Raw genomic sequence first — 26,715 nt, 5'->3', positions numbered from 1 at the left:
GATTCTCACTTTCAATGGCGGTTTATTCAGCGGGACCAGCGGCGCAGCCAGTCCGTCTCCTGGGCCCGCTTCTCGTCGTGGAACTCGGTCGACGGCTCATGAAGTGTGACCGCAGGTGCGGAGTCCGCGAGAAATTCCCCTTCCCCCTTCGCGGCCATGTGGCCCCCGATCTCGATGTAGCAGGAGCCTGAGCCGTCGAACCACGGCTCTGGCGCGGGAAGGCCGAAATAGTGGGCGATGCCGTAGGCCACCGCCTCAGCCTGGCCCTCAGCGAACACTGCGGCCTTCGGCAACGGCTTGCCGTTCGGCAGTGTCAGGACCGTGACATCCCCGAGCGCCCAGATGCCATCCAGCCCGGTTGTCAGAGTCCGTGCGTCCACCGGCACCCAGCCGACCTGGCTGAGGTCGAGATCCGCGACCACTCGCGGCGGGCGATGCCGGGGGACCACGGCCAGCACGTCGTATTCCTCGCACTGCCCGTCAGCGAAACACAGCTGTCGGCTGTGCTCGTGAATGGATGTGATGACGCGGTTCGGAAAAAACCCGATCTCGTATTGCTTGAGCATGGCGGCCAGGCCCTCCCCCACCGCGGGCCCGGCAACCGGCATCGGCAGCGGGTCCGGAGTGAAGGTGTCCACCTGAGTCGGATGGGGTGTGTCGGCGGATCGCAGCAGGTCCGCCGCCAGCAAAGCGGCCTCGAACGGGGCCGCGGGGCATTTGAAGGGAACGCCGGCGATGGCGACCACGACCCGTCCGCCGTCGAACTTCTCCAGGCGCCGCCGCAGCCGCTCCGCGCCGGCCAGCGTGTAGAACTCATGCGCCGACCCCTTGTTGAGCGCGCCCGCGAGTCCCGGCGTCGCCGCGGCGTCGAGCTCGCTGCCGAGCGCGATGACCAGGGCGTCGTAGGAGATTTCCAGGGCGCTGGTGGTCACCGTCCTGCGGTCGGGGTCGATGGCCAGGATGTTGTGCTCGACCAACTCGACCCCGGGCAGCCGCGAAGGCGCGATTCGCACCTGAACGTCTTCGGGCCGCCGCCAGCCCCGCAGCACCCACAGCGATGACAATCCGAGCGAACTGGTGAGGGTCCGGTCGATGAGGACGATCCGATCGGCGTCCGACAGCAGCCCCCGCAGGCGATGTGCTGTCATGAGGCCGCCGACGCCCGCGCCGAGTACGGCGACCGTTCGAGGCATCGTCTGCTCCTCTCACACGTTGATTGTCTGGTCGGCCCATTCGGTCCAACCTGAGAGCTCGTTCATCGACGACCGGTGGCCGCCCTTGACCAAGTTGTCGTCTTTGATTCCGCGGGCGTCCAGGCACGTGCCGCAGGACCCGACGAGCGCACCGTTCTCGCAGAGGTCCTGCGCCATCTTTCCGATGTTGTAGAAACCGTTCGGAGTCTTCTGGCCGGCCTGCACGGAACCGACCGCGTCGCCGAAGAGGAACACCCTGACCTCGTGATCGTTGCCATTCGTCAGCAACTGGCGGGCCCAGCGCAGGCCGTTGTAGGTGCGCTCGGTGCCGTACGGCGGATCGTGAAACACGAACAGGAACTTCATCACGTTCTCCTTCCAAGGATGAGCAATGATCGACGGCCGGTGCCGGGGATCGCATATGTCGTCGCGCCCACGCGGGCGCGTATCAGCCGGGAGATCTGGTCGACCGCGGCCACGATCAAGAGGACCGCACAGAGCAGGGTGGCCAGTTCCTGATACCGGAACAGGCGCAGTGAGATGCCCAGTGCTTCGCCAATGCCGCCGCCGCCAACGAAACCGACGACGACCGAACTGCGGATGTTGCATTCCCATTGGTAGAGCAGCTGCGATGCGATATTGGCGCGCGCCTGCGGCACCACGCCGAGCAGCGCACAGGTGACGCGGGAACCGCCGGTGATGCGCATCGCCTCGACCGGCGCCGGATCCACGGCCTCGAGCTGCTCGGAGCAGAGCTTCGCGATGACCCCGGCCGAATGAAGGCCTATCGCGTAGACGCCGGCTGTGGGCCCAAGCCCGACCGTCGCGACGAATATCAGCGCCCACAGCAGCTCGTGCACGCTGCGGAGCGTTGTGGCGGCCAGCCGGGCCAGGCCGGACAGCCAGCGCGGCGCCTCGATGTTGCCCGCGATGAGCACGGCGAGCGGCAGGCCGAACGCCGCGCCGAGGATGAGGCTCGCGATCGAGATCTGCACGGTCTCCAGCGCGGCGGTGCCCAACTGGCGGAGTAGCTCAGGGTCGAGATCGGGCGGCAGGAGACCGCCGATCATCTTTGCCGCCCCCTCCCATCCGGCGAGCAGGGACGCCGACCCGACCCCGGTCTCGGCCAGCGACCAGACCCCGGCCGCGATCACCACGAGGAGGAGCGGCGTAGACCATCGGGGTCGCGATCGAGGCGGCCGGATCATGCGACCGTCTCCGTCCCCGTGTCGTCCCCGTAGATCCGTCTGAGGTCGGCCGGGCCGGTGAAGCCACCGTCGAAGACCACGGCTCCGTCCCGCAGCGCGATCACCCGCGGAAAGCGCTGGGCGATTCTCAAGTCGTGGGTCGTGGCGATGAGGGTGGCACCGCCATACTGCAGATCGTCGAGCGCCCGGGTCGCGCGGACGGGATCGAGTCCTGAGGTGCTCTCGTCCGCGAGCAGCAGACGTGGCCTGCCGAACACGGCGCGAGCGACCGCCACCCGCTGCCGCTGTCCTCCGGACAGTCTTTCCACCGGAGCGGCGAGCACCTCGGCGATCTCGTACCGCATGGTGACCTCCGCCAACCGATCGCGATATCGCCGCGGAACGTTGCCGAGGAGCACGCTCCCCCAGTCGCGTAGTCGCCACTGGTAGGCGACGGACGCGAGGATGTTGGTACGGGCGGTCACGCCGCGCACCAGGTCGTCTCGCTGACGGACGCACCCGATGGACCGGCGGAGCATGGTCAACGCCGCTCGTGAAGCGTGCGGATCAATCCCGTCGACCAGGACCGCGCCGCGCTGCGGCGCGACCGCTCCGACGATGACCCGCAGGAGCGTGGTCTTCCCGGCGCCGGAAGGGCCGAGGATCGCGACCTGTTCGCCCTCCCGGAACGAAAGGCCGACCTCTGTCAGTACCGGCCGGTCGGCCAGCGTCACATGAATGTCGCGCAGTTCGATTCTCATCGCGCCCTTCGGCGTGCTCAGCCGGAAGCCGTCAGGAGGCCCAGATCAGCCGCATGGTCGCGGATATCGGCATAGTCGGCCGCCGAAACCGGGACGTAGCGCTTAGCGCGCATCAGATCGAGCAGGGCCGGCTCGGTGATCGCGGTAAACGCCCGCACGATCTTTTCCCGCGCCGCCGCGCCCAGCCCTTCTCTGGCCACCCACGGATAGCCCATGACCTTGTGGGTCTCGACAACCCGCAACGCGCCACCCGGAACGCTGCCCTGGCGCTCCAGCCGATGAAGAATGCGAAGCTCTATCCCGCCGGCATCCGCGCTGCCCTTGTAGACCGCCTGTGCGGTCGCGTCGTGGCCGCCGGTGAAGGCCACTTTGCTGAGCGGCGGGCACCGGGAGATGTCCCTCGCGTTGCATTTCGCGCCTGCCTGGCTCAGCATCACCCGGGGGTAGAGGCTGCCCGAGGTGGAACTCGGGTCGCCGAACGCGAAGCGACCGCGGGCGGCCACCACGTCCTTCGCCGAGGTGAAGGACGACGTGGACTTCACGACGATCGCGGACAGGTACTCACTGGTGCCGGTCTCGTGATCGACCTCGGTCACCAGCGGACTGACCTTCGTCTGCTGGGCGGCCTGCACATAGGTCAGCCCGCCGAGGTATGCGACGTCGACCTTCTTCGAGATGAGGGCGGTCACCACGCCTGCGTAGTCGGTGGCGACGAAGAGTTCGACGCGTACGCCGAGTCGCTCACTCAGATACTTGCTGAACGGCTTGTACTGTGCCCGCTGCTTTTCCGGGGAAATATTGGGAATGACCCCGACGCGGAGGGTATCGGGAATCGCGTCGGTGCCGTTCTCCGTGCCCGACTGACACCCGTTCGTGAGTGCGATCAAAATGGCGGCGCCAAGGGCGGCCAACCGTCTACCCGCCATGCCTGCAGCTCCTTGCCAGATGTAGATCAGAAAAATGGTCACCGCATCCGCTGCTCGATCCATTCCCGCAGCTGTTCCGGCTTCGCGTCGAAAACCGCCGGCGGCACCGGCACCGCCGGGCTCGCCCGGACGAACTCCGTCTCGTGTCCGGTCTGGGGGCGGGAGACCCGGATGCGCCGCGGCAGTGCCTCCTGACCCGCGCCGCCACGCTCGGCGATCTCCCAGCGGCGTACCTGCCGTCCGTCGCGACAGAGGACGCGCCGGACGACTATCGACAGATCGACGTCGATCTCCTCGCGGACCACCAGCGTCGGTACGCTCGGCGGGCCCTGATAGCGCAGCGTCACGGTGTGCGTCGAACCGGGCGGCCCAGCGTCGCCGTCACTGGACTCCAGCGGCAGCAGCGCCGGGTGCGGCCACGCCATGAGATCGACGTAGCCGACGTCGGTGAGCGGCAGGCAGTCGAACATCAGCGCCTCCGCCACCCGGACGGGCCGGGCCATCGTGGGCAGAAAGGTGTCGACCTCGCAGCCGCCGCCGAACGCGCCTTCGCTGATACGGACGTATGTGCCGAACAGGACCTGCGGCTGGAGGACGAAAAGCATCGTCAGCGCCTGAGCCGGACTGTCTCCGTCGAAACGGCGGGCCACCAGGTACCGCATGGGATTCTGGCCGATCGTGGCTTTCACGCTGAAGGCGTACGACGTGAGCTGGTCCGCCCACAGGTTGGGGCGGACCGGCCCGGCGCCGCGCACGTCATCCATCTCGGCAACCAGGCCCTACTCGACCAGCGACGCCATCAGCGCATCGAGCCGATCGACGATGTGCGCGAGGTCGACCTTGCGCTCGCGGATTTCGGTCTTGGCGATCGTCTGGTCGCCCAACTCGATGGCGAGCACCTCGATCAGCCGGTCCATATTGTTATGCGCCGTGCTCACCGGGAAATGCTTGAGCGGCACCTCGTGTTTCGGGTCCGCCTCAGGGGTCCCGGACTCGAGCCGGCCGTCCGACCCCGAGGCCTGGCGCCAGGAACGCTCGACCGTGAGGTCGTAATTGTAAAACTCGCCGTTGTAGTACGGGCGCCAGAGCTCCCGCAACTCATTGGCGGAGGTTCGTTCCCCCAGGAAGTTCACGGCGGCCGGAACCACCACTTCGCGGTATTTGGCCAGCAGGGAACGGACGTCGGGGGCTCCCGTCTCTGCTGGGGCATCGGTCGTCATGGCGTTCCTCCGATCGTGCAGCATTGGCTCATCAAGCACTTTAAAAAGATATAGCCTCAGGTTCGGTGTGGGAAGAACTCAACACCGGCCCGGCTGCAGGCCCATCCGGCGATCACTCCTCGTCCGCGCGCCGGGCACTGAAGAGCAGGTAGGCGCCGCGCCGGTCCAGGCGCACGTCGGCGAAACCCCCGTCGGACAGCCAGCGCCTGACGTCGTCGGCGCTCCCCGTCTGACCGAACTGATCGGTGCGCCGGAAGAACGCGATGGCCGCCGCCGACAGCGCACCTCCATCGGTCACCACGACCGTGCCGCGCAGTTCTCCGCCCGGGCGCACGACGCGGGCCATTTCGGCGACGGCGGCGGGCGGGTCGGAGAAGCAGTGCAGGCCGTTGTAAGAGACGCAAAGATCGAACGTGGCGTCGTCGAACGGCATGGCCTCCACGCCGGTGTGGACGTATTCGATCTTCTCCAACCCGCGGCGGGCCGCCTCGGCCCGTGCCAGTCGCAGCATGAACGGCGACGCGTCGGCGGCGACATAGCGGATCTCGGCGTCCGTGCTCAGGCCGCGAAACGCCACCCCACCCCCGCTCGGGACGTCGAGAACGCTCGATCCGGGGGCGACATCCTGGAGAGCCGCGATATCGGCGTAGAAAGCGCGCACTTCGCCGCCCCACACGATGCGGCTGAGCAGCCTGAAAAGGCGCTCGCGCTTTATGGTGAAGTCATAGACGCGGCTGCTCATATGACCGCCGCTCCACTGACGGACGAGACGATCCTCGGACAAGCTCATGGCAAACTCCCTCGGGACCTTTCAGATGGACTCACGCGAGGCCTAGGGGCCATCGACGGCAACTCGCGCAGACCATAACCAGGACCCGCCGGGCCCGGACAGCGCTCAAGCGGGATATCGAGCGGCGATGGCCGTCGTCATCCGGCTCAATATCTCGGCGAGGATTTCCTTGGACGTCGCGAAGTTCAGCCGGGCGAAGCCACGGCCTTCGGGCCCGAAGTCGGCACCGTGACTCAGGTCGACCCTGGCATTCGTCAGGAAGTAATCGGCGGGCTCTTCGCCGAGTTCCAGGCCTTTGCAGTCCAGCCAGGCCAGATAGGCGGCCTGCGGCGGCTCATATCGAATCCCGGGAGCGTAGGCCGACAGCGTATCGGCCACCAGATCACTGTTACCGCGCAGGTGATCGACCAGCGCGGTCAGCCATGCGTCCCCGAATTGCCACGCCGCTTTGGTCGCCTCGACGCCCAGCACGTTGACGGGACCGAAGAAGTCCGGCGGATAGGAGCCGATTTCAGCCCTGAGCTGAGCCGGCCCGATGTGCGCGACGGCACAACGCAGGCCGGAGAGGTTGAATGCCTTCGTGATCGAGGAAAGAGTGACGGTTCGCTCGGCGATCCCCGACCCGAGGGAGGCCAGCGGGATATGGTGGTGCGGAGCATAGGCCAGGTCGGCCAGGACCTCGTCCGCCAGTACCAGCATGTCGTTCCGCATTGCGATGTCGGCAAGGGACTGCAGTTCCGCCCTCGTGAACACTCGTCCCGTCGGGTTATGCGGGTTGACGACCATCATGGTGCGGCAGCCGGATGCCCGCACAGCGTGTTCCAGCCGCTGAGGATCGAATTCCCAGCCATCGCCGGACCACTCAATGGGGTTGCCGACAGCGCGCCTCCGCATCAACTCGATCGTCTTCAGGAAGGGCGGGTAGTTCGGCGTCTGCAAGGCAATTGCGTCCCCTGGCCTGGTGGTCAGGTGGAGTACGATCTGGAGCACCTGGAGGACGTCGCTGAAGTTGAGCAGCCACTCTGGCCGGGGCCGCCACCCGTAAAACTCAGTCATCCGGGCCGCGAACGGTTCGGCCAGCGGATTGAATCCCGACCAGGTCGACCAGGCCGGATAGCCCAGATCGCCGCGGTGTATGGCCTCGGCCAACGCGTCGCGAACCGGTGGCGCCACCGGAAAATCCATATCGGCTAGCCAGGCAGGCAGCACGTCAGGATCCGGCTTACGCCACTTCACGCCCTCTTTGCCGCGCAGCCAGGCGAGGTCGAGATTGTCGAAATCAAAATCGGTCGACTGCGCGATCTGATCTGTCATCGCAGGTGCCTCTCTCCTACCCGGGGGCGACGCTTAGCGGTTTGGATGCTTGGGTAACGACGCCAGGATCCGCCCGCCCGCCATGACCCGCAAGAGATGCGTGAACAAAGGCCAAGGGTGTACCGAGCTCATGCCCTGGTCAGCGGATCTCCGGTTCGGAAAGCAGGCTCTGCATAACATAAGGAGCCGCCTCGAGCTGGAAGTCCATGAGCGGGTAATGCTCTTTGACCAACCCGTCGAGGCTGAGCAGGCAGAGCATGGGAAAGATGAACTCCGGCTCGGCGTAGAGGCCGTAGCGGCGCTGAAGATTGAATAGCTCGACGCAGAAGGCGGGCAGGTCGAAATCCCGCGCCGTGGCACCGACATTCCGCACCACGAGATCCGCGACATCGCGGCGAAATCCCGCCAGATCCGCCGCAGGCGCGACACTGCGCACGGTGGATCGAAGGATGTCCGCGCAGGCTTCGCCGTCCCCTTGGATCATCCCGCCGAAGAACTCTGTGTACCTCCTGCGGGCCAGGCCGCTCATCTGGAACGCGAAGCCGGCGTCCAGAAGGACGACCGTTCCGTCTGGCCTGAAGTACGTATTGCCCTGATGCAGGTCTACATGAACGAACCCGGCGATGAACAGCAGCCGATAGACGGCGCGGACCAGGACGGCGACCTCCGCTTCGCGTACCTGACTGGGAAGGTCCTCGATCGATGCGTGTTTCAGCCCGTCGACGAACGACATCGCTATGACGCCGTCTCCTGATAGCTCAGGAATGACGGCGGGGACAATGATGTCGGCGAAGTCGGCGAGGTGCTCTCGCATCTGTCGCAGGCTCCTGGTCTCTGCCGCGAAGTCCAGCTGATCGGTCAGGCAGCGTCCGACCTGGCCGATGATTTCGGCGAGCGGTACCCGCCGAAGTCCGGGGAGCCGGCACATCGCCCTGGCCATTCCGCTCAGAATCGCCATGTCCACCGTGATCGCCCGGCCGATCTCCGGCCGCCGGACCTTCAGCGCGACGACTCGGTCGCCCACCTCCACCCGGTAAACCGAGGCGATGGAACCGCTGGCCACCGGCGGATGCGCGAGCGCCGCCGTAAGGCCATCGGGTGGCCGGGGAAACGCGCGCCGGACCACGGTCGCCGCCTGCCGTGCGGTCATCGGCCTCACGTTGTCGTGGAGCCGGCCGAGCGCGTCGGCGACGGTCGGTCCCACCAGGTCGACGCGTGTTCCCGCCAGCTGTCCCACCTTGATGAACGCGCCGCCGAGACGTTCGATGAGCCGCACGAGCTCGGCCGCCAGCCGGGTTGCGCGCGCGGCCCGTTTCGACGTCATCGCGATGACGGCCATGCGTCCGGCGGAAAGAGCGGTCAGCCCGCTGATCTGAAGCAACCGGCGCACGAAGGCAAAGAAGGTCATCCGTTCATTCATGTCGCATTCCCACTCCTCGGTGCCCCGGCCGCCATAGGCGGCATGAGCCATCTCATCCACGCAGCGACTCGGATACCTCGACGCACGGCACTCCCAGCGGCGCCTGTGCCAGACCAGCCGGACCCGGCGGCCCACCCACCTCGACATCACGGGGCTGGGTGACCGCGCACTCCCTCCACCCTCGTCACCTCGCCCCACACCCCGGCAACCTCGGGAGGTCTATTGGCCGACTTCCATAGGAGCGGCTCACCAGGTGACGTGCAGGGAGAGCGGCCCGCGCTGGCTGACCGAGGGGCGCATCGCGATCTGCTGATCTGGGACCAGGCGCAGGCCGGGCAGCCGCGAAGTGAGCACGCTCAGCGCGACCTCGATCTCGCGGCGAGCCAGCGGGGCGCCAACGCAGTAGTGGGCGCCATAACCGAATACCACGTGGCTGGTCGGCAGCGTCCGCGTGATGTCGAACTCGTCGGCCCGGTCGAAGACGGTCTCGTCGTGGTTGCCGCTGGCCAGCGAGACGAGGACGTCCGCCCCGGCCGGGAGCCGCTGCCGGGCCAGCATGGTCTCAGTGGTGGTCTGCCGCATGAAGGAGAGGGTGGGGGTGTCGAAGCGAGCGATCTCCTCGACGGCGCTCGGTATCAGCTCCGGCCGTTCACACAGCAGGCGCCACTGCTCGGGATGTTCCAGCAGCGCGCGCAGGCCGTTGCCGAGCAGCGCCGAGGTAGTGATGTGGCCGGCCAGGGCCAGCCCGAAGCCGATGTGGACTATGAGGGCCTCTACCTCGAGCGGCAGCGGCGCGTCGTCGTCCTCCGGCCCCAAGGTCATGACCAGGCCGCTCATCAGATCGAAGCGGGGTTCGGCGCGGCGCTCGTGCAGGAGCCGCGCGACCATCCGCTGGTACTGGAGCCAGGCGTGGGCCGCGTCGAGTTCCTCGTCCTCCGACTCGAAGCGAAGGCCGATGACGATCCCGGCCGCCTTGCGGCTGAGGTTGCCCATCGTCTCGTGCTGTTCCGGCGGGTACCCCACCAGCTTCGCGATGACCGACACGGGCAGCCGGTTGGCGAAGGCGCCCATGAAGTCCACCGGGACGCCGCCCTCAATGATCGCGTCGACCAGGGCGTTGGCCTGCTCCACGATGTCCGCCTCGGTCGCGTCCACCATTTCCGGGGAGAACGCCGCGGCTGCCGGCTCCCGCTGCCGCCGGTGTTCCTCCCCGTCCAGTTGGACGAAATTGGGAACTTCCGGATACCCCGTGGCCAGCAACTCCTGCACCTTCGGGCTAAGCGGCGTCAGCGGCCGCAATGAGTTGCACGATGAGTACGTCTTGCCGTCGCGGAGCACCTCCTTGATGTCCCGCAGCCGGGTCACCACCCAAGCGTCGGCCTTTGGTGAGAAAAAGATCGGGGCTTCCCGGCGAGCGCGGGCAAAGAACGGATACGGGTCGTCCATGTGGACGCCGAGCGGGTCGTACAGCTCACCGAGCGATCCGGGGGTCACGGAGGTCACTGACCATCACTCCCGAGGTGCGGCCTTCACGGCATATGTCGCTATCGATCATCCATGGTGTGGAATCCCTGTCAATCCTTGTGATCTGTACGGTTGTTCATGTACATGCTTTCTTAAAGATCGACTCCGGCCTCCCCGATCAAGATCGAAGACCGCTATTACTAGGAGGACAAATGCTGCCCTGGTCAAGCGAGTTGTCCGGTCGACTCGATGAGCACGTGATCGAAAGCGATCTGTTGCGAAAGAATCCGCTGGGCGACCCGCACGAGCGCCCGCTCTGGGTGTATGTTCCACCCGGTTACGACGACGCGCCAACGCACCACTACCAGTCGATCTATGTCCTGCAGGGCTACTTCGGACATGTGGAAATGTGGCGCAACCGCTTTCCCTTCCAGCAGCCTTTCATTGAGGCCGCGGATCAGGTGTTCGCCACGGCGGGGGCTCCGCCAGCCATCGTCGTCTATGTCGACGCGTGGACCAGCCTTGGCGGCAGCCAATATGTGGACTCGCCGGGGACCGGTCAGTACCACTCCTACCTCTGTGACGAGATTGTTCCCTGGGTCGACCTGCACTATCGGACTCTGGCAAGCCGCGATCACCGCGGGATCGTCGGAAAGTCCAGCGGAGGCTTCGGCGCCATGATCACGCCGATGCTGCGTCCGGACCTGTTCGGCGGCCTGGCCACGCACGCCGGGGACGCGTTGTTTGAATACACCTGCTTCGCGAAGTTCCCGCTCTGCATTCGCCATCTGCGAGCATACGGAGGTGACATCGACCGCTGGTGGCACGACTTTCAGGAACGGCTTCCCGTGATGCGCCCCGAAGACCTGTCACTCCTCATCCTGCGCGGCGTCTCGGCCTGCTTGTCGCCCCGCGAGGATGGGACGCCAGAACTCCCCTTCGATCCCCACACCGGAATGCCCAGGCCTGCGGTCTGGCGGCGATGGCAAGAGTGGGACCCGGTTCGCATGGTGCCCAAATTCGCTGCGGAAATGCGCTCGATGCGGGCAATATGGATCGACAGCGGAATGACCGACGAACAATATCTGGACATCGGCGCGCAGGCGTTCCAACAGGCACTTATCGGCGCAGGTGTGACTCCGGATAAGATCCATTTCGAACTCTTTCCGGGTGGACACGGCGGTGTGGACCACCGCTATCCACTTTCCCTTACGTGGCTCGCCCAGCGCCTCGCCCCACGCGGCTGAAATGTGGTCCACCGGCGGCACGTAAGGATGTCATTAAGGAAATCAGGCGGCCGGGCCAACCAGCCGCCCCCGCCGTGGGGATCCGCGTGTGCCATCAAGTGCTGCAACCCCGGCCAGCACGGCCGGCAAGCGGCCGGGCAACATCCGCACCGCCACTTATTGGCATCCATGCACTTCGAATCCATCAACTAACCAGTTCTATCGCGCCCTGTCAAGACCTCTTAAACATGGCTTGAGCCGCAACATTATTTTACCCTCGCCGGAGTAGCTCCTAATACTCCATGGATTACTAAGAGGTCGAGAGGGGGCTGGGGGATGGCGGGGCGCGCGGACCAGGGCTTATCGTGCTGAGAAAACGTTCCACCACGTGTCGTAGCCACCCTTCCGGGGCCTTGGCGGGTGGGCGTCCGGCACAAGCGCAGCACCGGCACCGCGCCGCATCGTCGTGCGGATCCTCACCATCGCGCCCCCCAGAGGTGACGGCCGGAAGCTGAGCCGCACTCGACAGGCTCGGCGACGGTACCGACCATTTCACCAGCTTCGCCACCCATGAATCAACTCATCACCAACTGCGTAAATCACACAAGGGCTGCGCCTAGTTTCGACCCCCGTCGCAATGCTATGGGATGAAGAGAGGCACAGATGGAACACGAGGCCAGCGGTCAGGGCACCAACCTCAACCTCCCGACCATAAACGCATCCGTTCCCCCGCACGCGCAGCAACCGCGTAATGTTCAAATTGTCGCGATCAGTTCACTCCTCCCTGCTGACTCACCCCGCCTTGGCGGAATGGATGAGGAACATGTTCGCAGACTCGCCGAGACGGAAACAACACTTCCACCAATCCTCGTTCACCGCAGCACAATGCGCGTCATCGACGGCATGCACCGGCTTAGAGCAGCGACACTGACCGGGCGGAAGGAGATCGAGGTCGAATTCTTCGAAGGCAACGAGGAAGAGAGTTTTATCCAGGCGGTCAGGGCCAATATCGTGCACGGACTGCCCCTCACCCTGCCCGATCGCAGAGCTGCGGCGACGCGGATTCTCTCCATCCATCCGCAGCTTTCCGATCGGGCGATCGGCGCCTACACCGGCCTCGCCCATAAGACGGTGAGTGCTATCAGAAGCCGCTCAACTGGGGAAAGTTCACAGTTGAGCAGCAGAATTGGCGCCGACGGTCGCTTGCGTCCATTGAGCAGTCAAGAGGGAAGACGTCGAGCGGCCGAAGTCATCGCACAACGTCCGAGCGCGTCACTGCGCGAGGTCGCCGCCACGGCCGGCATCTCGGTTGGCACCGCGCACGACGTCAGGCGACGCATGCGCCGCGGCGAAAATCCCATTCAAGTAATGAGTCCCGGTATTCGCTCACGCGCTGATCAGAAATTCACCCCTGATGATGGGGCGAACACCAAAACGCCAAGCTTCAAACAAACGGGACGGGCTCGGGCAGGCACCGTCGAGATCGACATCGAGGCCATTCTGCACAGCCTGATAAAGGACCCGGCGCTGAAGCAAACCGATGCTGGAAGGGCACTGATTCGCTGGCTTCATTCCCACCTCGTAAGGCGCAGTGACTGGGATCCTCTCATTGCTTCCATTCCGGCCTACCATCGGCGGTCCCTGGCCGCACTCGCCCGGCAATGCGGAAGCATCTGGTACCAACTCGCGCATGAGCTCGAAACCCGCGAAGGTCTCATTGACTGAGCTTTTGAATTGCTGCCGCGCGTCGGAAGTTCACTCCGCAGGAAGTCTGTGTTCGAGCGCATCCCTGAGCTGTCCAGGTGAGGCGTCAAAATCCTCTTCCGGAATGGGGACAGGCCGGCCGGTGCGATGAAGCTCCGTCCAACTGCCGGACTCCCGGCGGGACACTCTGATCCGCTTGGGCAACCCGACCATGTCCGACTCCCCCATCTCAAGGATCTCCCAGCGTCGGAAGACTTCCCGACGGCGCGCGACGGCCCGAGCGACCACCAGGCCGGTACGGGGGTCGGCAGCCTCGGTGACGGTCAGCCCGGGTGTGGTGGGTGGGCCTGGGTAGCGGCAGTGCCGGGCAGAGCGCCATCGGCTCCAGGACATATCGATTTCTACACCCTCGACAGGGGATCCGAGCCCTGGATAACGCCACGCCATGAGGTCCAGGTACCCGATGTCGGTGAGCGGCAAGCAGTCGAAAATGTACCGCTCGACCAGGCGCACGGACCTCTTCATCGTCGGCACGTATGTTTGCACGTCGCATTGGCGACTGGCCAGATCTTCAGCGATCCACACGTGGGTGCCGGTGAGATTCTCCGGCCCGAGCACGAAGAGACCGGTAACCGCAGCGGAACCTCTAAAGCGTCGGCCGATCAGATAACGCGATGGATGGTGACCGAATGCCGCCTCTACCGCGAAACCGTAGGACGTGAGTCGACCCGCACTGAGGTTTGCCTGAGCCAGCCAATTCGCATTCACCTGATCAGGATCTCTGATTTTACGGGAATCGGCCATATCAAGAAACTCCACCGTGGCCCCATCTTCCACCGGCCACCGACTGGCATAAATTCAGTAGAAATGGCAGAAGTGAGAACTCTCACCCTCTTTTGGCGATAACGCATATATAAAAACAGTCCCGCAACCCAGGCGACAGCCTCATCATGCACTCCGAATTCGCCGACAAATTGCGGACATTTGAAGTTGAAATTATCCACCGAAGGGATCAGGGGATTGATCTACGAGTGCGTGGCATCCTACGACTCTTGTTCCACTTCAAGTTTCCACCCTGGGCGTCACAAGCCTTGACATAAGGCCTCTTTTCTGTCGGCCATCCGGGAGCTTCTTCGTGCTCCGATGTACAGGCATGACAGATTGTCACGGCCGTCAGGAATTGGCAAGCATAAGGGAGTCATGTGACGCCTGCGTCTACTGTGGCCGCAGTTTCGAGTTTGGGTGAACCGGCGCTGCCCGGCTGCCGCGAGTATGGTTGACCCCCGCCGGCCGAATCCGACTCCCCTCACCCGTGTGGGCAGGGTCGGTCGCCTGCTTGGCACAGGCACCGCCCGGCGCGAGCGAGTCGACGACCAGTCCTTTTCCGGCCCCACTGAACGCGGATACATACCCGCCATTGATGGACTGCGGGCGCCTACGCCGAGTCCCGCCTCGCCCGGCTTGGGGGCTTGGGAGGCGATCGACATCGGAGCTACGCGTAAGCGCCTGCGGAGTCGTTGAAATCGTTGTCACGATGATCCGCCTGCGGCTCACGTACTCGCGACGGACGGACGACTCAGGCCCCACGACGCGGGAGACGGCAACTACCTTGCCGATGACACGCCGAGCGGCCAATTAACTGGGCCGACCTTACTCCTGGCCACCCATCATTTCTGACATCCGGCGCATGAGCTCGTCCGGCGGCACGTCCTCTATGTGCGAGCTGATGGTCCAGCCATGCCCGAACGGGTCGATGATGTAGCCGTCCCGATCGCCGTAGAACTGGTCCTGGGGCGGACGCTTGACCGTCGCGCCGAGCTTCGCGGCTCGCTCGAAGACCGCGTCGACGTTCTCGACGTAGATGTATTGGAAGACCGGGGTGCCGTCGAGACCGTCTGCTGGCGGCGCCTTGGTGCCCCTTTCCGGGAACTCGTCCTCGACGATGACGACCGAGTCCCCGATCTGGATCTCGGCGTGCGAGATCGTCCCGCCGGGGCCCGGGAAGCGGTAACGCTCGGTCGCTTCGAACACCTCGGAGTAGAACTCGATGGCCTTCGCGGCACCTCGAACGACAAGGGCAGGCGTAATGCGCCGATATGTATCTGGGATCGGGCTGGGCTTGGTCGCCATGAGTCGGTCCTCCAGGTGAGGGCGATCAGAGACGTGGCTGAGGCCGCTGAGCGGACCCACCGAACGTTAGCGGACGCTTTCGAAAGCGTCAACCGTCACTTACTGGCCGTCAGAACACTCCTCGTTCAACGTATTGCGGCCACTGGCACCATTCAGCTTGCGGGTGGTTCCGCTGGTCATGTTGGGACAGAGAGCACCACCGACGGCAGCGGGTGCTCTATGCGGACGGCATGTCCACCGACCGAGTGACCGCGGTGGAGCCCTAAATCCAATCAGCGACATGGTGGCGGCCTACGAACCTGGCGACGCGGACAACGCCCTGCACATCACCTGGACCCGGCGTGCCAGTTGAACAGCCTCGGGACGGCACCGGTGGCATGGGCGAAGATGGTGCCCCGCGACTCTGACAGACGAAGGGAAGCGTCATGACCGACCGAACGAGTTCCAGCATCACGATCAATGCCGGTAAGTCCAAGGTCATGGCGGCCATCGCCGACTTCCCGGCCTATCCGACCTGGGCTGAGGGCATCAAGGCCGCCGAGGTCGTCTCCGCTGGCGACGGGTATCGGGCCGAGCGGGTGCGCTTCAACCTCTCGGCTGGCCCCATGACGGACACCTATGTGCTGGCCTACGAATGGGAGGGCGACGACGCGGTCCGCTGGGACATATCCGAACCCGGCAAGATGATCTCGAGCATGTCCGGGTCGTACCGCCTGGCGGACCGGGACGGCGGCACTGAGGTGACGTACGAACTGGCGGTGGAGGCGTCATTGCTGCGCATCGGGATCATGAAACGCAAGACCGAGAAGATGATCGTGGATACCGGGCTCAAGGACCTCAAGCGCCGGGTCGAGGGGTGAACCCCACGTCCTTGGCCATGGGCGTCGCACGTGTACCCGTCTCCAGAATCGACAGTTGAGCTCGCGCGACCTGACGACAGCGTCACGCTGCTGCAGATGCTCGCGGTCGACGGCCTGCCCGCAGCGCGTTCGCCCCGCCGACCGCTTCGGAACCACTGGCCCAGTAGGCCATCCGATTGCGGCCGCGGCCCGGATCGGGGCGAGTCGTCGACCGCGGGGACGACGGCGCCCTCCAGCTCCGCCGGGGTTGGTGACGATGGTTCCCCGGCGCCGGACTTCATCATGGCGCGAGGTTATGGGCTGTCCCCGGGTGGCCAGAACCGGCCCCGGTCGGCCGGGGCCGAACCGCCGAAGGAGCCGATCCAGTGCGGCTGCCAGCTCCTACATCTTGAAGCATTTCACTTTAAAATCATATACTACTAACCGCGATCCATTCTTGAATCCTGACACAGCCATAGATGGCGCTATAGAATTTTTTATCAATCCTCCGCTGGTCGGATGGTTAACCCGAAGGAGAACACTGATGCCGCATGCTCTGTTCAAGGCAGTCCGGACCAGCAACTGGTCAGATGACCATGTCGGCCTCCACGGCGTGAGCGTGGACGAAGTGCGGGAGGCGGTCCTCGAGCGGCCTTACTGGTCTGCTCCCGGCCAGGAAGGCACGACCCTGCTCTACGGCCTCACATTCGCGGGCCGCCACCTGCTGGTGGTAGTGATCCCCGAAGGCGAGGAGGCCTCCGTTGTCGCTGCTCGCGACATGAAAGAGGCATGGGACGACAGCTATACCGGGGAGGCTCCGCCGCCGTGGGACATCGGCCGGCCGCAGCCGGCCCTCGTGCGGCTGGCGGACGCGGGCCGATTTGCCGGCCGCGTCCTCGACGCGGGCTGCGGCACCGGTGAGCACGTACTGCTCGCGGCGAGCCGCGGCGCGGACGCTACCGGCATCGACCTCGCGCCGACCGCGATCGCGCATGCCCGCGCGAAGGCAGCCGAGCGCGGTTTGAACGCGCGATTCGAGATCGCCGACGCACTCGATTTGCCGCGTCAAGCCCGCACCGCCGACATTGTGATCGACAGCGGCGTTTTCCATGTATTCGACGATGAGGACAGGGCCAAGTACGTCGCGGGCCTTGCGGCCGTGCTGCGGCCTGGTGGCACTTGCTACCTCATGTGCTTCAGTGACCGGCAGCCGGGCGACTGGGGTCCACGCCGGTTCCGTGCGGAAGAACTGCGCGCGGAGTTCAGCGACGGGTGGTCCGTCGAATCCCTCACCGCCGATACCTTCGACCTCAACCTGATCCACGGCGTGACCCAGGCGCAGGCCTGGCTCGCCGTAATCGTGCGCAGATGAATGGGGTGCGCCATGGTGATGGGATACCCCGGTGGTGACCAGCACTCGCTCGGGCGCGGTGCGTAACCTGGCGTCGGTGAATCGCGCGGCCGCCGGGGACGCGGCCGTCGGCGCCCGAGCGCAAAGAGCCGGTTTGCCTGACCACCCCGTTCCAGAGAGACGCCAGCGTTGCGGAGGCCTCACTTTGGATCAGCCTTCACCCGTCGACCTAGCCGTCGAGTCGCATCGAATCGGTTCTCTGACCCCGGAATCCACGCTTCGCGGGCCGTATGTCCGCCAGGGAGGAGAAAAACCGGCCGAGCTGAAAGAATATCGCCGGTTCGATCGTTCGCACGAAATGCTGCAGTCGTGCGAACTATGAGCAGTTCACCTTTCCTCTCGTCCTTACTTGCAGGTATTAAATCACGCCAGAAAAATCCACGGTGTTGCCAGAGTCACTATGCGATGCAACACTACGGTTACGCATAGCTCCCAAGCGCACGCGTTCATTCCAGGTGGTCGCACATGATCAACACAAGGGAGAGTAGATCAGTGCCGTACGATTACCAGAATGCAGTCGACACAGTGATCGAGACCACCGTCGCACCGCAGGCGGCGGAGATCGATCGAACCGGAGCGTTTCCACGTCTGAACATCGACGCCATGACCAAGGTCGGCCTGCTGGGGCTCATCAGCGCGGAGGAGGTCGGCGGCAGAGGTCAAGGCATGCGAGCGGCCGCCTCCGTCGTCGAAAGGCTCAGCAGCGCCTGCGGCTCGACGGCAATGGTTCTGCTCATGCACTACGCCGCAACAGCGGTGATCGAGGCCCACGGAAGCGACGACGTCAGGCGCGCGATCGCACGCGACGAACACCTCAGCACGCTGGCCTTCTCCGAAGCCGGCTCGCGCAGTCACTTTTGGGCTCCGATGAGTTCGGCCATCTCACAAGGTGACGGCCTGGTACGGCTGGACGCCAAGAAGAGCTGGGTGACCTCTTCGGGCGAGGCGGACAGTTACGTCTGGTCCAGCCGGCCCCTCGCAGGAGACGGCCCGATGACGCTCTGGCTGGTGCCCAGCACTGCGGCCGGCCTCACCGTCACGGGGCCCTTCGACGGCCTGGGCCTGCGCGGCAACGCCTCGAACCCCGTCACCGGCGACGGGGTCACTGTCAACGGGACGGCGATGCTCGGCGGGGATGGGGCCGGCCTCGACATCGCGCTGCAATCCGCGCTCCCGCATTTCCTGATCCTCAACGCCGCGTTCTCTCTCGGGCTCATGGAGGCGCTTGTCTCCAAGGCCGCGGCGCACCTCCTGCGGACGCGGCTCGACCACCTCGATCAGTCACTGGCCGAGCAGCCGACCCATCGGGCGCGCTTCGCCCGGCTCCGGACCCGCACGGACGAAGTCCGTGCGTTCCTGAACGACACCCTCACCGCGCTGGAAACCGAGCGCGCCGATGCCACTCTGCGCGTATTGCAGGTGAAAGCGGTGGCCGGAGAAGCCGCCTCAGAGGTCTCGGACGGTGTAATGCAGCTGTGCGGTGGATCAGCCTTCCGCAAGGAATTCGGAGTAGATCGGTCATTCCGCGACTCCCTCGCCGCACGTGTCATGGCGCCGACCACAGACGCTCTCCAGGACTTTGTAGGCCGAGCCACCCTCGGCATGGCCCTGTTCTAGGAGAAACGCATGACCCTCATGATGGGTGCCGTCGCGTACGATCCCAAGGTCGTCACGATCTGGGGAGGCTTCCGGTCGTGGCTGACGGAACACGACTTCGACTTCGACTTCGTCCTCTATTCGAACTACGAGCGCCAGGTAGAGGACCTCATCGAAGGTCACATCGGCGCCGCATGGAACTCTCCGCTGGCGTGGATCCGGGCTCACCGCCTGGCCACATCGCAGGGGCGACGGCTGACCCCGCTCGTTATGCGCGACACCGACCAAGATCTCACCTCGGTCATCGTGGTCCGCGATGGGTCGCCCTTCAAGGCCGTCGCAGACCTGAAGGGCGAGACCATCGCCGTGGGCGCGGTGGACTCACCACAGGCCACTCTCATCCCGTGCTCTCTGCTTCGGGCCAAGGGCCTGCGGCCCGGCGAGGAAGTGACCATCCGCCGCTTCGACGTGGGCGTCGGTCTTCACGGCGACACATCGGTGGCGAACGGGACGCCGCACGCGCCCTTATAGCGGGCGACGTGGCGGCGGCATGCATGATCGACTCGAACCATCTGCTGTTCGGCCGCGAGGGCACGCTCCCCGCCGGGAGCACCAGGATGATCGCCCAGACCCCCATGTTCGATCACTGCAATCTCACTCTCACCGACGCGGTTCCGCCGGACCTCGCGCAGCAGTTCGGAGACCTTCTGCTGTCGATGTCGTATGCCGACCCGCAGGTCCGTCCGCTGTTCGATCTGGAGGGGCTCACTGTCTGGCGTCCCGGGCGCACGAACGGATACGCGCCCCTTGAAACCGCTATCGACGAGGCCGGATTCTACGACGCCGAGGGGGTCATCACCGTCGCTGAGTACAAGCCATGACCAGGCCCACTCCGCTCATCGAACTCGACGAGCTCAGCTTCGAGCGAGGCGCCCACCTGCTGGTGCAGCGAGCATTGCTCGACATGCAGCCGGGCGCCGAGCTCGGGGTGATGGGCACTGACCCTGCGCTCAACATCCACTTGGAGGCCTGGTGCCGAACCCAGGGCCATGGCATCCGGCTCCCCGAGGACCGGGACGATCCGGTCCGTGCCTGGGTCAGTCGGGGCCGCACCGACATTGACCGGTGGACGGGCGCCGAGCGCGCCGGCGGCCCGTATCCCCGGGGGATCCAGGCCAAGGCCGAGCCGCACTGGGGGCTTGCGGCACGCGGAGCCCTCATCGAGCCCGGTGCGCCCGACCTCGGTTTCGATCTGGCCGACCGCGACTACGTCTGGGCCGACATAGCACCGTCTCTGTACGCTCACGCCGCATCTGCCCAGTGGGACCCCGAGACCGCCATCGACTGGCGCGCGGAGGTCAGCCTGCCCGCGGAGATCGAGCTGGCGGTCGTCCAGATCATGACCTATCTGGTTGAGAACGAGCAGGCCGCCTTGGTCGTCCCGGCCAAGCTGCTCAGCCGCATCCACCCGCATTTCCGCGAGGTTCTCCAGTTGCTCGCGGTCCAGGCAGCGGACGAGGCTCGCCATGTGGAGGTCTTCACCCGGCGTGCCCTCCTGACGGGCGGAGAGATGGGGACCTCCTCTGTGAGCGGCCGCGAATCGCTGGCCACCCTGGTCACGGAACCTGACTTCTCTCTGGCGTCCTTCCTGCTCTCGGTGCTCGGCGAGGGCAGTTTCCTCAACCTGCTGACCTTCCTGGACCGGCACGCACCCGATCCGATCACCAGGCAGGTCACGCGTCTGGCCCGGCAAGACGAGGCCCGGCACGTCGCATTCGGCGTCGCGCACCTGCAGCATCAGAGCAAGGTCGACCCCTCTCTACGGAGTCAGCTGCGAGCCGCGGTGGAACGACGCCACCAAGCGCTCAGCAATTCCACCGGGCTGAACCAGGACGTGTTCGACGCGTTGGTCACGCTCGTCGCCGGCGAGTGGACGCCGGAGGCCATCGGCCGCGGTTTCGAAGAGGTGCAGAAGCTCCAGAAGGACATGGACGAGGGGCGCCAGCACCGCCTTATCAACCTCGGGTTTCCCGCGGACGAGGCCGCCGACCTCTCCGCTCTTCATACGCGCAACTTCATGTAGTCGATGCACGACGCAGGGCCCGTTGAGTCGTCAGCTCACGGGCCCTTGCTCGTGGCCACACGTCGGCCGTGAGCGCGTCGCCAGGGGCGGGCGCACAATGTTCGAACGCGCGGCTGATTCTCACCGATCACCTGCTAATCGATCACCGGCAGTCCCAGCTCCTTGAGAAGAACGGCGAATGCGCGCTTCTCGTGCGCGGGGTCGACAAGGGAGCCAAGTCGCACGCAGTGTTCCTTGAGCGATGTGTAATAATCTCCGCGATTCTCTTCCACGGCGTCGAGAATCTCGGCCAGCGCCGCTGCATCACCGACCGGGAAATACCCCGGATAGTCTTCACCCAGCAGGCCGAACGAACCTGGTATCGCAGAGGAGATCACCGGCACTCCCGCAGCGAGCGCCTCGGACACGACGTTGGCCCCGCCCTCGTGAAGCGAGGTGAGCGCCAGCAAACGGCTGCGGGCGAGCAACGCCAGGGCTCCCCCGCGCGGGATCGGCCCCAGCCATTCGTACCGAGGATTGCGGTTGGTCTCGGTCGCCGCCTCAGCGGCCAGTCCGGCGTCCCGGGGTGCACCGGCATGGCTGATGAAGATCTTTGAATTCGCCGGCAGCAGCCGCACCGCTTGGGCGAGCAGCAGTGGATCCTTGACCGGCCGCAGATGCGCGAGGAAGACCACCTCGAACCGATCGGCGAGCGGCGGCTGCGCCTGGATGGCCGACATCGACTGAATGATCACTCGGCCCCGGTCGGCGATTGCCGGGGGGAGCTGGCGCAGACCGTGCGGCTGCAGGACGATCAGCCGCTCGGCCAGCGCCAGGACGTCCGGGTCGACTCCCGTGGTGTCCAGATCGGGATAGAGATCCGTTCCGGTCAGCGCGACCACGATCGGGGCCCGCGGATGGTCGGCATTGAACGCGCGCACCGAGTCCGCGCTCTTACGGGCGTGCAACGCGACGAGCGCCGAATAGACACCACCGCGGTACTCCTGGGTGACGTACACCTCGTGGCCGAGCTCTCTCAGGATCGCCGCCCAGCGCCGCGCCGAGACTCCGTTCCCGTGATCGCTGTTCAGCGCGGTCGGCGTGACCAGGAGGATCATCCGTCCGCCGCGCACGTACGGAAGCCGCCGAGCACATCACGACGCTCCGGGGGGAAGTAGTTGCGCATGGTGGATCGCACGTACCGGCCGCGAGTGGCCCAGGATCCGCCGCGCAGGACCTTCCTGCTACCGAAGAACTGCTCGGAGTTCTCGTAATAGGAGTCGCGCTCGAAGTTGGGATAGGCGACGAAGGTGCTCGCGGTCCACTCCCAGACGTTGCCGATCATGTGACGGCATCCCACTGGGCTCTCTCCCGCCTCGCAGGTGCCAACGTCGACCGGGCCTAGTCCGCGCCAGTCAGTCGCCGCGTTCTTGGGTCCGGCGGGCCCGTCTCCCCACGGGTAGCTCGACTTGCTCCGGGAGCCACCGGTCGCCGCGTACTCCCACTCGGCCTCAGTGGGCAGTCGCCGCCCGGCCCAGCGGCAATAGGCGTCGGCTTCCCACCAGCAGACATGACTCACGGGAAGGTCGGGCTCCAGGTCAAGCCAGCGGTCGAAGTGCCGGCGCTGCCAGTTCCCGGGCTCGCCGCGCCAGTAGAGAGGGTGGGCTGCCGCCGTCACGGAGAGCCACTCGCCGCCGTCCGACCACCATCGAGGGTCGGCGTAGCCACCCGCTTCGACGAAGGTGGCGAACTCTGCTTGCGTCACCAGAGCCTTCGCGATGGTGAACGGAGCCACCTCGACCTCGTGGGCCCACTTCTCGTTGTCGTACACGAACTGATCACCATGCCATGCCCCGAGCAGGAACCTTCCTCCAGAGACTTCAACGTCTCCTTGAAGCCCGCCGGCTCCCTCGGGTGCCTCGGCATCGGTGAGACCAGGCAGTTCTGGCGGGGCGTAACCCAAGCCCTGGCGGGTGTAGGTGAACGCCTCGGTATGGGTGTCGTAGTGGTGAACGGTGTAGCGGGCAAAATGCCGCACGACGTCGGTGGCATCCAGCCTGCGGACCTCCTCGGCGACCCGCTCCGCGACCAAGCGCATGTACGCGATGCTCTCTTCACGCGAAGGGAGGACCAGCCGCCAACGAGTGTCGTGAGGGATGGCGCCAGAGTCATAGATCGAGTCCGTGTAGGAGAGGATCGGCTTGTGCCCGCAGGCATCCCGCAGCACGAACTTCTCCTGGAACCAAGCCAGGTGCCCGATCTCCCAGATCAGCGGATTCACGGTGGGGAGCATCGGTCCCACCATCTGCTCGTCGTCCAGGTCCGCGACCAGCTGAATGGCCCGTTCGCACCCGTCGGTCACCCAGCCGGCCAGGTCTTCGGCTTCTGCAGCGTTTGCCCGCATGCCGCCTCCCAAGGGATTGCTCCCGTATCCCATACCCGGTTATTTCATGCCCGATCGGCCACCTTCAGCCAGCGTCCGAGTGCACACAGCGCGTAGGCATAGAAGAGACGGCGAGCTCCAAGTCACGGTCGATCACCCAGACGCCTTCGTCCCTGTTTGGGTCCCATCGTCATGCGGAGCCAGTCCAGTCCCTTGCGCTCGGCCAGCCGCTGGAGCATCCTCCTGTTTCACCCTCATGCAGCAACCGCGAATCAGCGATATCGACGGTGTTGACTCCCGGGAGAGCGATGGATGCTCTGTTGCGCAGGCGCGTCGGCAGGAGCATGACCTCCATCGGCTGATCCTCATCTACATGGTCGTCCTCGACGACCATCAGCGCCCGCATTCCAGGGGTCAAGAACGTGGCCGATTACCTGCCCGGAGCCGCGGAGCGATCCCTCGCTCAGGCCACAAATGGGACATGCATTTTCCCTGGCAGCATGGCTCGGCGGCATCGTGCTCGCCGTCTACGCCGCCGTACTCCCCCCGGTGGCTTCTCCTTCCCCCACAGCCGGGCACCTGCTAACGTCCAGATAAATAGAACTCCATAGAATTGCGGAGGAATTGGATGAGCGTTCCAGCCGCCAAGGCCGCCCGCCTGACATCCCTCTCTCCTGGCGCAGGCTGCGCATGCAAGCTGCCGATGTCCAAGCTCGAAAACCTCCTCTCATCCCTCACGCCCGGCCTGCAGCCGGCCTCAGGCGATCTCCTGATCGGCGCGCTCGAGGGCGACGACGCGGCGGTTCTGCGTCTGGACGACGAACGCGCGCTCGTGCTCACCACGGACTTCTTCACGCCGATCGTCGACGACGCCTATGACTGGGGCCGGATCGCGGCAGCCAACGCGCTGTCCGACGTGTACGCCATGGGCGGCCGCCCGCTCATCGCGGTCAACCTGGCCGCGTGGCCGGGCAGCGACTTGCCGATCGAGTTGCTCGGCGACGTCCTTCGCGGAGGCGCCGACGTGGCCACCGAGGCCGGGTGTCCGGTCGTCGGCGGTCACACCGTCGACGACGCGGTGCCCAAGTACGGCATGGCCGTTGTCGGCATGGCCCATCCCGATCACCTCTTCGCCATCGACCAGATCGCGGAGGGCCAACAGCTGGTCCTGACCAAACCCATTGGCACCGGCGTGGTCGCGACGGCACTGAAGAACGGGGCCGCGGACGAGTCCACCATCCAAGCCGCGGTGGACTGCATGACGCTTCTCAATGCCGGCGCCAGCGAACTGGCACTGGCCGCCGGCGTCCGGGCCGCCACCGACGTGACCGGGTTCAGCCTGCTCGGCCACCTGCACCGCATGCTGCGGGCCAGCGGCGTCGCCGCCACCGTCTTCGCCGACCGGGTACCGCTGCTACCGGGGGCGATCGACCTCGTCGACGCCGGTTTCGTTTCCGGGGGGACCCGCGCCAACATCGAACGGCTCAAAGACGCCGTCACCGTGGACGGCGACGTGACCTCGGCCCTTTCGACGCTGCTGCACGATGCTCAGACCTCCGGGGGCCTGCTGCTGTCGGTTCCCCAGGAGGACACCGAACTGCTCGCCGCCCTCCAGCGGCGTGGGCTGACGGCCGCGGTGATCGGCCGCACGGCCGCCGGGCCGGCCGGCGCCATCAACGTGCGGAGAACCGCCTCCTGACCTCGACCGAGTGCTTCATGGTCGGTGAGGAGTGACGCCCACGAAGCACCTCTCCATACGGGCACCAGTTCGATGTGTAGGCAACTCACCATGTTGCACCCTCCCGATATTGGCGGACCGCAGGAGGGCAGTGTCGAGACGCCGGTCAGCTACCCAGACTTTCTTGGTACGAGATTCCAACCTTCTGGAGAACCCGGTGAGCCACGGCCTCGACAGCGGTCCGATCTATCTCGACTACAACGGGCCCACACCGGTCGACCCGCGCGTCACCGAGGCAGCCCTGCCCTTCCTCACCACGCACTTCGGCAATCCCGCGAGCAGCCATTGGTACGCCGACGAACCCCTCCGGGCCCTCGCCCAAGCCCGCACGCAACTCGCACAGCTGATCGGCGCCGATGCCTCGGAGATCGTCTTCACCTCCGGAGGTTCCGAAGCCGACGCCCTCGCGATCCATGGAGTCGCCCTCGCCCGGCATCCCGCCGATGCGCACGTGATCACTCAGGTCACCGAGCATCCAGCGGTACTGGAATGCTGCCGAGCCCTGCAACGCAGGTACGGCACGGAGGTCTCCTTCTTGCCCGTCGATCGCGAAGGCCGAGTCGACCCGCGCGACCTCGCCGACGCCATCACCACTCGTACGGCCCTAGTGTCGATCATGACGGCGAACAACGAGACCGGCGTGCTGCAACCCGTCAGCGAACTCGCCCGCATAGCCCATGACCATGGGGCTCTCTTCCATACCGACGCCGCCCAGGCCGTAGGCAAGATCCCGGTGAGCGTCAACGATGTCGACCTGCTCTCGATCGCAGGCCACAAGTTGTACGCGCCCAAGGGCATCGGTGCCCTCTATGTACGCCCCGACGTCCCTCTGGAACCCATCGTCCCAGGCGGCGGCCAAGAACGCGGCCTCCGAGCCGGCACCGAGAACGTCGCCCTAACCGTCGCCCTCGGCACAGCCGCCGAGCTAGCCCGAATCGACCTCGCAGGCTCCCAGCGGCGGCTCAGCCGCCTACGCGATCTTCTATACGACAACCTCGAAGCGAGATTGCCTGAACGGCTGCACCTCAACGGCCACCCGGACCACCGGCTGCCCAACACTCTCAACATCGGCATCAAGGGGCTGCAAGGCCAAGACCTTCTCACCATGATCCCCGAAATCGCCGCCGCCACCGGCTCGGCCTGCCATTCGGGTGCCCCGGAGCCCTCACCTGTGCTCTCCGCCATGGGCCAGCCCGCCGATCGCGCCCTTTCGGCCCTGCGACTGTCCCTCGGCCGATGGACCACGCGCGACGACGTGACCGAAGCCTCAAATCTGATCGCCGAAGCAGCCAAGCGCCTCCTGTCCAAGACGATCGAAACCCGATGAGCTTCGCTTCGGATGCCCGAGCTG

General features: G+C 65.5%; 25 protein-coding genes. 10 read left to right on the top strand and 15 right to left on the bottom strand.

Annotated elements, in window-relative coordinates; genetic code table 11:
• Nucleotides 1-26 precede the first annotated feature (26 nt).
• The 11 genes from HKK74_RS32945 to HKK74_RS41685 form a co-directional block, all read right to left on the bottom strand.
• Nucleotides 27-1,193: an NAD(P)/FAD-dependent oxidoreductase gene (locus tag HKK74_RS32945; protein ID WP_187247306.1), complete on the bottom strand. Its 1,167-nt coding sequence runs from the start codon at nucleotides 1,191-1,193 to the stop codon at nucleotides 27-29.
• 12 nt (nucleotides 1,194-1,205) lie between these two features.
• Entirely contained in the window at nucleotides 1,206-1,559 is a 354-nt protein-coding gene (locus HKK74_RS32940) for a DsrE/DsrF/TusD sulfur relay family protein (protein ID WP_187247305.1), read from the bottom strand.
• Nucleotides 1,559-2,401, bottom strand: a complete 843-nt coding sequence (gene phnE / locus HKK74_RS32935; protein WP_246492204.1) for a phosphonate ABC transporter, permease protein PhnE — start codon at nucleotides 2,399-2,401, stop codon at nucleotides 1,559-1,561. Before phnE ends, HKK74_RS32940 begins: the two co-directional genes overlap by 1 nt.
• Nucleotides 2,398-3,141 (bottom strand): ATP-binding cassette domain-containing protein, encoded by a 744-nt coding sequence (locus tag HKK74_RS32930; RefSeq protein ID WP_187247303.1) that lies wholly within the window; start codon nucleotides 3,139-3,141, stop codon nucleotides 2,398-2,400. The genes phnE and HKK74_RS32930 overlap by 4 nt, the downstream gene beginning before the upstream one ends.
• A gap of 17 nt (nucleotides 3,142-3,158) precedes the next feature.
• A complete protein-coding gene (gene phnD / locus HKK74_RS32925) occupies nucleotides 3,159-4,109 on the bottom strand; it encodes a phosphate/phosphite/phosphonate ABC transporter substrate-binding protein (RefSeq protein ID WP_187247302.1) in 951 nt (316 codons plus the stop codon).
• Nucleotides 4,106-4,831: a hypothetical protein gene (locus HKK74_RS32920; RefSeq protein WP_187247301.1), complete on the bottom strand. Its 726-nt coding sequence runs from the start codon at nucleotides 4,829-4,831 to the stop codon at nucleotides 4,106-4,108. Before HKK74_RS32920 ends, phnD begins: the two co-directional genes overlap by 4 nt.
• 15 nt (nucleotides 4,832-4,846) lie before the next feature.
• Nucleotides 4,847-5,287, bottom strand: coding sequence for a hypothetical protein (locus HKK74_RS32915; protein WP_187247300.1), 441 nt, complete (start codon nucleotides 5,285-5,287; stop codon nucleotides 4,847-4,849).
• Between the two features lie 112 nt (nucleotides 5,288-5,399).
• On the bottom strand, nucleotides 5,400-6,077 hold the full coding sequence (locus HKK74_RS32910; protein WP_187247299.1) for a class I SAM-dependent methyltransferase: 678 nt from the start codon (nucleotides 6,075-6,077) through the stop codon (nucleotides 5,400-5,402).
• 105 nt (nucleotides 6,078-6,182) lie between these two features.
• Nucleotides 6,183-7,391 (bottom strand): MalY/PatB family protein, encoded by a 1,209-nt coding sequence (locus HKK74_RS32905; protein WP_187247298.1) that lies wholly within the window; start codon nucleotides 7,389-7,391, stop codon nucleotides 6,183-6,185.
• 139 nt (nucleotides 7,392-7,530) lie between these two features.
• Nucleotides 7,531-8,862, bottom strand: coding sequence for an ABC1 kinase family protein (locus HKK74_RS32900; protein ID WP_187247297.1), 1,332 nt, complete (start codon nucleotides 8,860-8,862; stop codon nucleotides 7,531-7,533).
• Nucleotides 8,863-9,057: 195 nt separating this feature from the next.
• Nucleotides 9,058-10,314 carry a cytochrome P450 gene (locus tag HKK74_RS41685; protein WP_187247296.1) on the bottom strand — a complete coding sequence of 419 codons (1,257 nt, stop codon included), beginning with the start codon at nucleotides 10,312-10,314 and terminating at the stop codon, nucleotides 9,058-9,060.
• A 173-nt stretch (nucleotides 10,315-10,487) separates the two neighbouring features.
• Here HKK74_RS41685 and HKK74_RS32890 point away from each other — a divergent pair, with 173 nt between their 5' ends.
• Together HKK74_RS32890 and HKK74_RS32885 are read left to right on the top strand one after the other, a co-directional pair.
• Nucleotides 10,488-11,522 carry an alpha/beta hydrolase gene (locus HKK74_RS32890; RefSeq protein ID WP_187247295.1) on the top strand — a complete coding sequence of 345 codons (1,035 nt, stop codon included), beginning with the start codon at nucleotides 10,488-10,490 and terminating at the stop codon, nucleotides 11,520-11,522.
• A gap of 642 nt (nucleotides 11,523-12,164) precedes the next feature.
• Entirely contained in the window at nucleotides 12,165-13,226 is a 1,062-nt protein-coding gene (locus tag HKK74_RS32885) for a ParB/RepB/Spo0J family partition protein (protein WP_187247294.1), read from the top strand.
• Nucleotides 13,227-13,256: 30 nt separating this feature from the next.
• On the opposite strand, the gene HKK74_RS32880 is transcribed toward HKK74_RS32885, so the two are convergent.
• Together HKK74_RS32880 and HKK74_RS32875 are read right to left on the bottom strand one after the other, a co-directional pair.
• Nucleotides 13,257-14,024, bottom strand: a complete 768-nt coding sequence (locus HKK74_RS32880; protein ID WP_187247293.1) for a hypothetical protein — start codon at nucleotides 14,022-14,024, stop codon at nucleotides 13,257-13,259.
• A gap of 831 nt (nucleotides 14,025-14,855) precedes the next feature.
• On the bottom strand, nucleotides 14,856-15,335 hold the full coding sequence (locus HKK74_RS32875) for a VOC family protein (RefSeq protein WP_187247292.1): 480 nt from the start codon (nucleotides 15,333-15,335) through the stop codon (nucleotides 14,856-14,858).
• A 425-nt stretch (nucleotides 15,336-15,760) separates the two neighbouring features.
• Here HKK74_RS32875 and HKK74_RS32870 point away from each other — a divergent pair, with 425 nt between their 5' ends.
• The 6 genes from HKK74_RS32870 (at nucleotide 15,761) to HKK74_RS32850 (ending at nucleotide 21,264) form a co-directional block, all read left to right on the top strand.
• Entirely contained in the window at nucleotides 15,761-16,195 is a 435-nt protein-coding gene (locus tag HKK74_RS32870) for an SRPBCC family protein (protein WP_187247291.1), read from the top strand.
• Between the two features lie 523 nt (nucleotides 16,196-16,718).
• Nucleotides 16,719-17,546, top strand: a complete 828-nt coding sequence (locus tag HKK74_RS32865; protein WP_187247290.1) for a class I SAM-dependent methyltransferase — start codon at nucleotides 16,719-16,721, stop codon at nucleotides 17,544-17,546.
• Nucleotides 17,547-18,050: 504 nt separating this feature from the next.
• Complete coding sequence (locus HKK74_RS32860) at nucleotides 18,051-19,202, top strand: acyl-CoA dehydrogenase family protein (protein WP_187247289.1); 1,152 nt, start codon at nucleotides 18,051-18,053, stop codon at nucleotides 19,200-19,202.
• 9 nt (nucleotides 19,203-19,211) lie between these two features.
• Nucleotides 19,212-19,712 carry a phosphate/phosphite/phosphonate ABC transporter substrate-binding protein gene (locus tag HKK74_RS39405; protein ID WP_222723023.1) on the top strand — a complete coding sequence of 167 codons (501 nt, stop codon included), beginning with the start codon at nucleotides 19,212-19,214 and terminating at the stop codon, nucleotides 19,710-19,712.
• 23 nt (nucleotides 19,713-19,735) lie between these two features.
• Entirely contained in the window at nucleotides 19,736-20,062 is a 327-nt protein-coding gene (locus HKK74_RS39400) for a substrate-binding domain-containing protein (RefSeq protein ID WP_222723022.1), read from the top strand.
• Nucleotides 20,059-21,264 carry a ferritin-like domain-containing protein gene (locus HKK74_RS32850; RefSeq protein ID WP_187247288.1) on the top strand — a complete coding sequence of 402 codons (1,206 nt, stop codon included), beginning with the start codon at nucleotides 20,059-20,061 and terminating at the stop codon, nucleotides 21,262-21,264. The genes HKK74_RS39400 and HKK74_RS32850 overlap by 4 nt, the downstream gene beginning before the upstream one ends.
• 134 nt (nucleotides 21,265-21,398) lie before the next feature.
• Here the strand turns inward: HKK74_RS32850 and senB are convergent, their stop codons facing one another.
• Nucleotides 21,399-22,361, bottom strand: coding sequence for a selenoneine biosynthesis selenosugar synthase SenB (senB, locus tag HKK74_RS32845; RefSeq protein ID WP_187247287.1), 963 nt, complete (start codon nucleotides 22,359-22,361; stop codon nucleotides 21,399-21,401).
• Nucleotides 22,358-23,647 (bottom strand): selenoneine synthase SenA, encoded by a 1,290-nt coding sequence (gene senA / locus HKK74_RS32840; protein WP_187247286.1) that lies wholly within the window; start codon nucleotides 23,645-23,647, stop codon nucleotides 22,358-22,360. The genes senB and senA overlap by 4 nt, the downstream gene beginning before the upstream one ends.
• 607 nt (nucleotides 23,648-24,254) lie before the next feature.
• Here senA and selD point away from each other — a divergent pair.
• A complete protein-coding gene (selD, locus tag HKK74_RS32835; RefSeq protein WP_187247285.1) occupies nucleotides 24,255-25,325 on the top strand; it encodes a selenide, water dikinase SelD in 1,071 nt (356 codons plus the stop codon).
• 163 nt (nucleotides 25,326-25,488) lie between these two features.
• On the top strand, nucleotides 25,489-26,691 hold the full coding sequence (locus HKK74_RS32830; protein WP_222723021.1) for a cysteine desulfurase family protein: 1,203 nt from the start codon (nucleotides 25,489-25,491) through the stop codon (nucleotides 26,689-26,691).
• Nucleotides 26,692-26,715: the final 24 nt, after the last annotated feature.

It is taken from the genome of Actinomadura alba, from assembly GCF_014323705.1.
Lineage (GTDB): Bacteria > Actinomycetota > Actinomycetes > Streptosporangiales > Streptosporangiaceae > Actinomadura_C > Actinomadura_C alba.
Note: the sequence above shows the minus strand (reverse complement) of the source record. Positions and strands in the feature narration are given on the sequence as shown.

Bases quoted from the DNA above. Each gene is read 5' to 3' on its own strand.
- HKK74_RS32945 (WP_187247306.1), bottom strand. From the start codon at position 1,193: ATGCCTCGAACGGTCGCCGTACTCGGCGCGGGCGTCGGCGGCCTCATG.
- HKK74_RS32940 (WP_187247305.1), bottom strand. From the start codon at position 1,559: ATGAAGTTCCTGTTCGTGTTTCACGATCCGCCGTACGGCACCGAGCGC.
- phnE (WP_246492204.1), bottom strand. From the start codon at position 2,401: ATGATCCGGCCGCCTCGATCGCGACCCCGATGGTCTACGCCGCTCCTC.
- HKK74_RS32930 (WP_187247303.1), bottom strand. From the start codon at position 3,141: ATGAGAATCGAACTGCGCGACATTCATGTGACGCTGGCCGACCGGCCG.
- HKK74_RS32920 (WP_187247301.1), bottom strand. From the start codon at position 4,831: ATGGATGACGTGCGCGGCGCCGGGCCGGTCCGCCCCAACCTGTGGGCG.
- HKK74_RS32915 (WP_187247300.1), bottom strand. From the start codon at position 5,287: ATGACGACCGATGCCCCAGCAGAGACGGGAGCCCCCGACGTCCGTTCC.
- HKK74_RS32910 (WP_187247299.1), bottom strand. From the start codon at position 6,077: ATGAGCTTGTCCGAGGATCGTCTCGTCCGTCAGTGGAGCGGCGGTCAT.
- HKK74_RS32905 (WP_187247298.1), bottom strand. From the start codon at position 7,391: ATGACAGATCAGATCGCGCAGTCGACCGATTTTGATTTCGACAATCTC.
- HKK74_RS32900 (WP_187247297.1), bottom strand. From the start codon at position 8,862: ATGGCTCATGCCGCCTATGGCGGCCGGGGCACCGAGGAGTGGGAATGC.
- HKK74_RS32890 (WP_187247295.1), top strand. From the start codon at position 10,488: ATGCTGCCCTGGTCAAGCGAGTTGTCCGGTCGACTCGATGAGCACGTG.
- HKK74_RS32885 (WP_187247294.1), top strand. From the start codon at position 12,165: ATGGAACACGAGGCCAGCGGTCAGGGCACCAACCTCAACCTCCCGACC.
- HKK74_RS32875 (WP_187247292.1), bottom strand. From the start codon at position 15,335: ATGGCGACCAAGCCCAGCCCGATCCCAGATACATATCGGCGCATTACG.
- HKK74_RS32870 (WP_187247291.1), top strand. From the start codon at position 15,761: ATGACCGACCGAACGAGTTCCAGCATCACGATCAATGCCGGTAAGTCC.
- HKK74_RS32865 (WP_187247290.1), top strand. From the start codon at position 16,719: ATGCCGCATGCTCTGTTCAAGGCAGTCCGGACCAGCAACTGGTCAGAT.
- HKK74_RS32860 (WP_187247289.1), top strand. From the start codon at position 18,051: ATGATCAACACAAGGGAGAGTAGATCAGTGCCGTACGATTACCAGAAT.
- HKK74_RS39405 (WP_222723023.1), top strand. From the start codon at position 19,212: ATGACCCTCATGATGGGTGCCGTCGCGTACGATCCCAAGGTCGTCACG.
- HKK74_RS39400 (WP_222723022.1), top strand. From the start codon at position 19,736: ATGATCGACTCGAACCATCTGCTGTTCGGCCGCGAGGGCACGCTCCCC.
- HKK74_RS32850 (WP_187247288.1), top strand. From the start codon at position 20,059: ATGACCAGGCCCACTCCGCTCATCGAACTCGACGAGCTCAGCTTCGAG.
- senB (WP_187247287.1), bottom strand. From the start codon at position 22,361: ATGATCCTCCTGGTCACGCCGACCGCGCTGAACAGCGATCACGGGAAC.
- senA (WP_187247286.1), bottom strand. From the start codon at position 23,647: ATGCGGGCAAACGCTGCAGAAGCCGAAGACCTGGCCGGCTGGGTGACC.
- selD (WP_187247285.1), top strand. From the start codon at position 24,255: ATGAGCGTTCCAGCCGCCAAGGCCGCCCGCCTGACATCCCTCTCTCCT.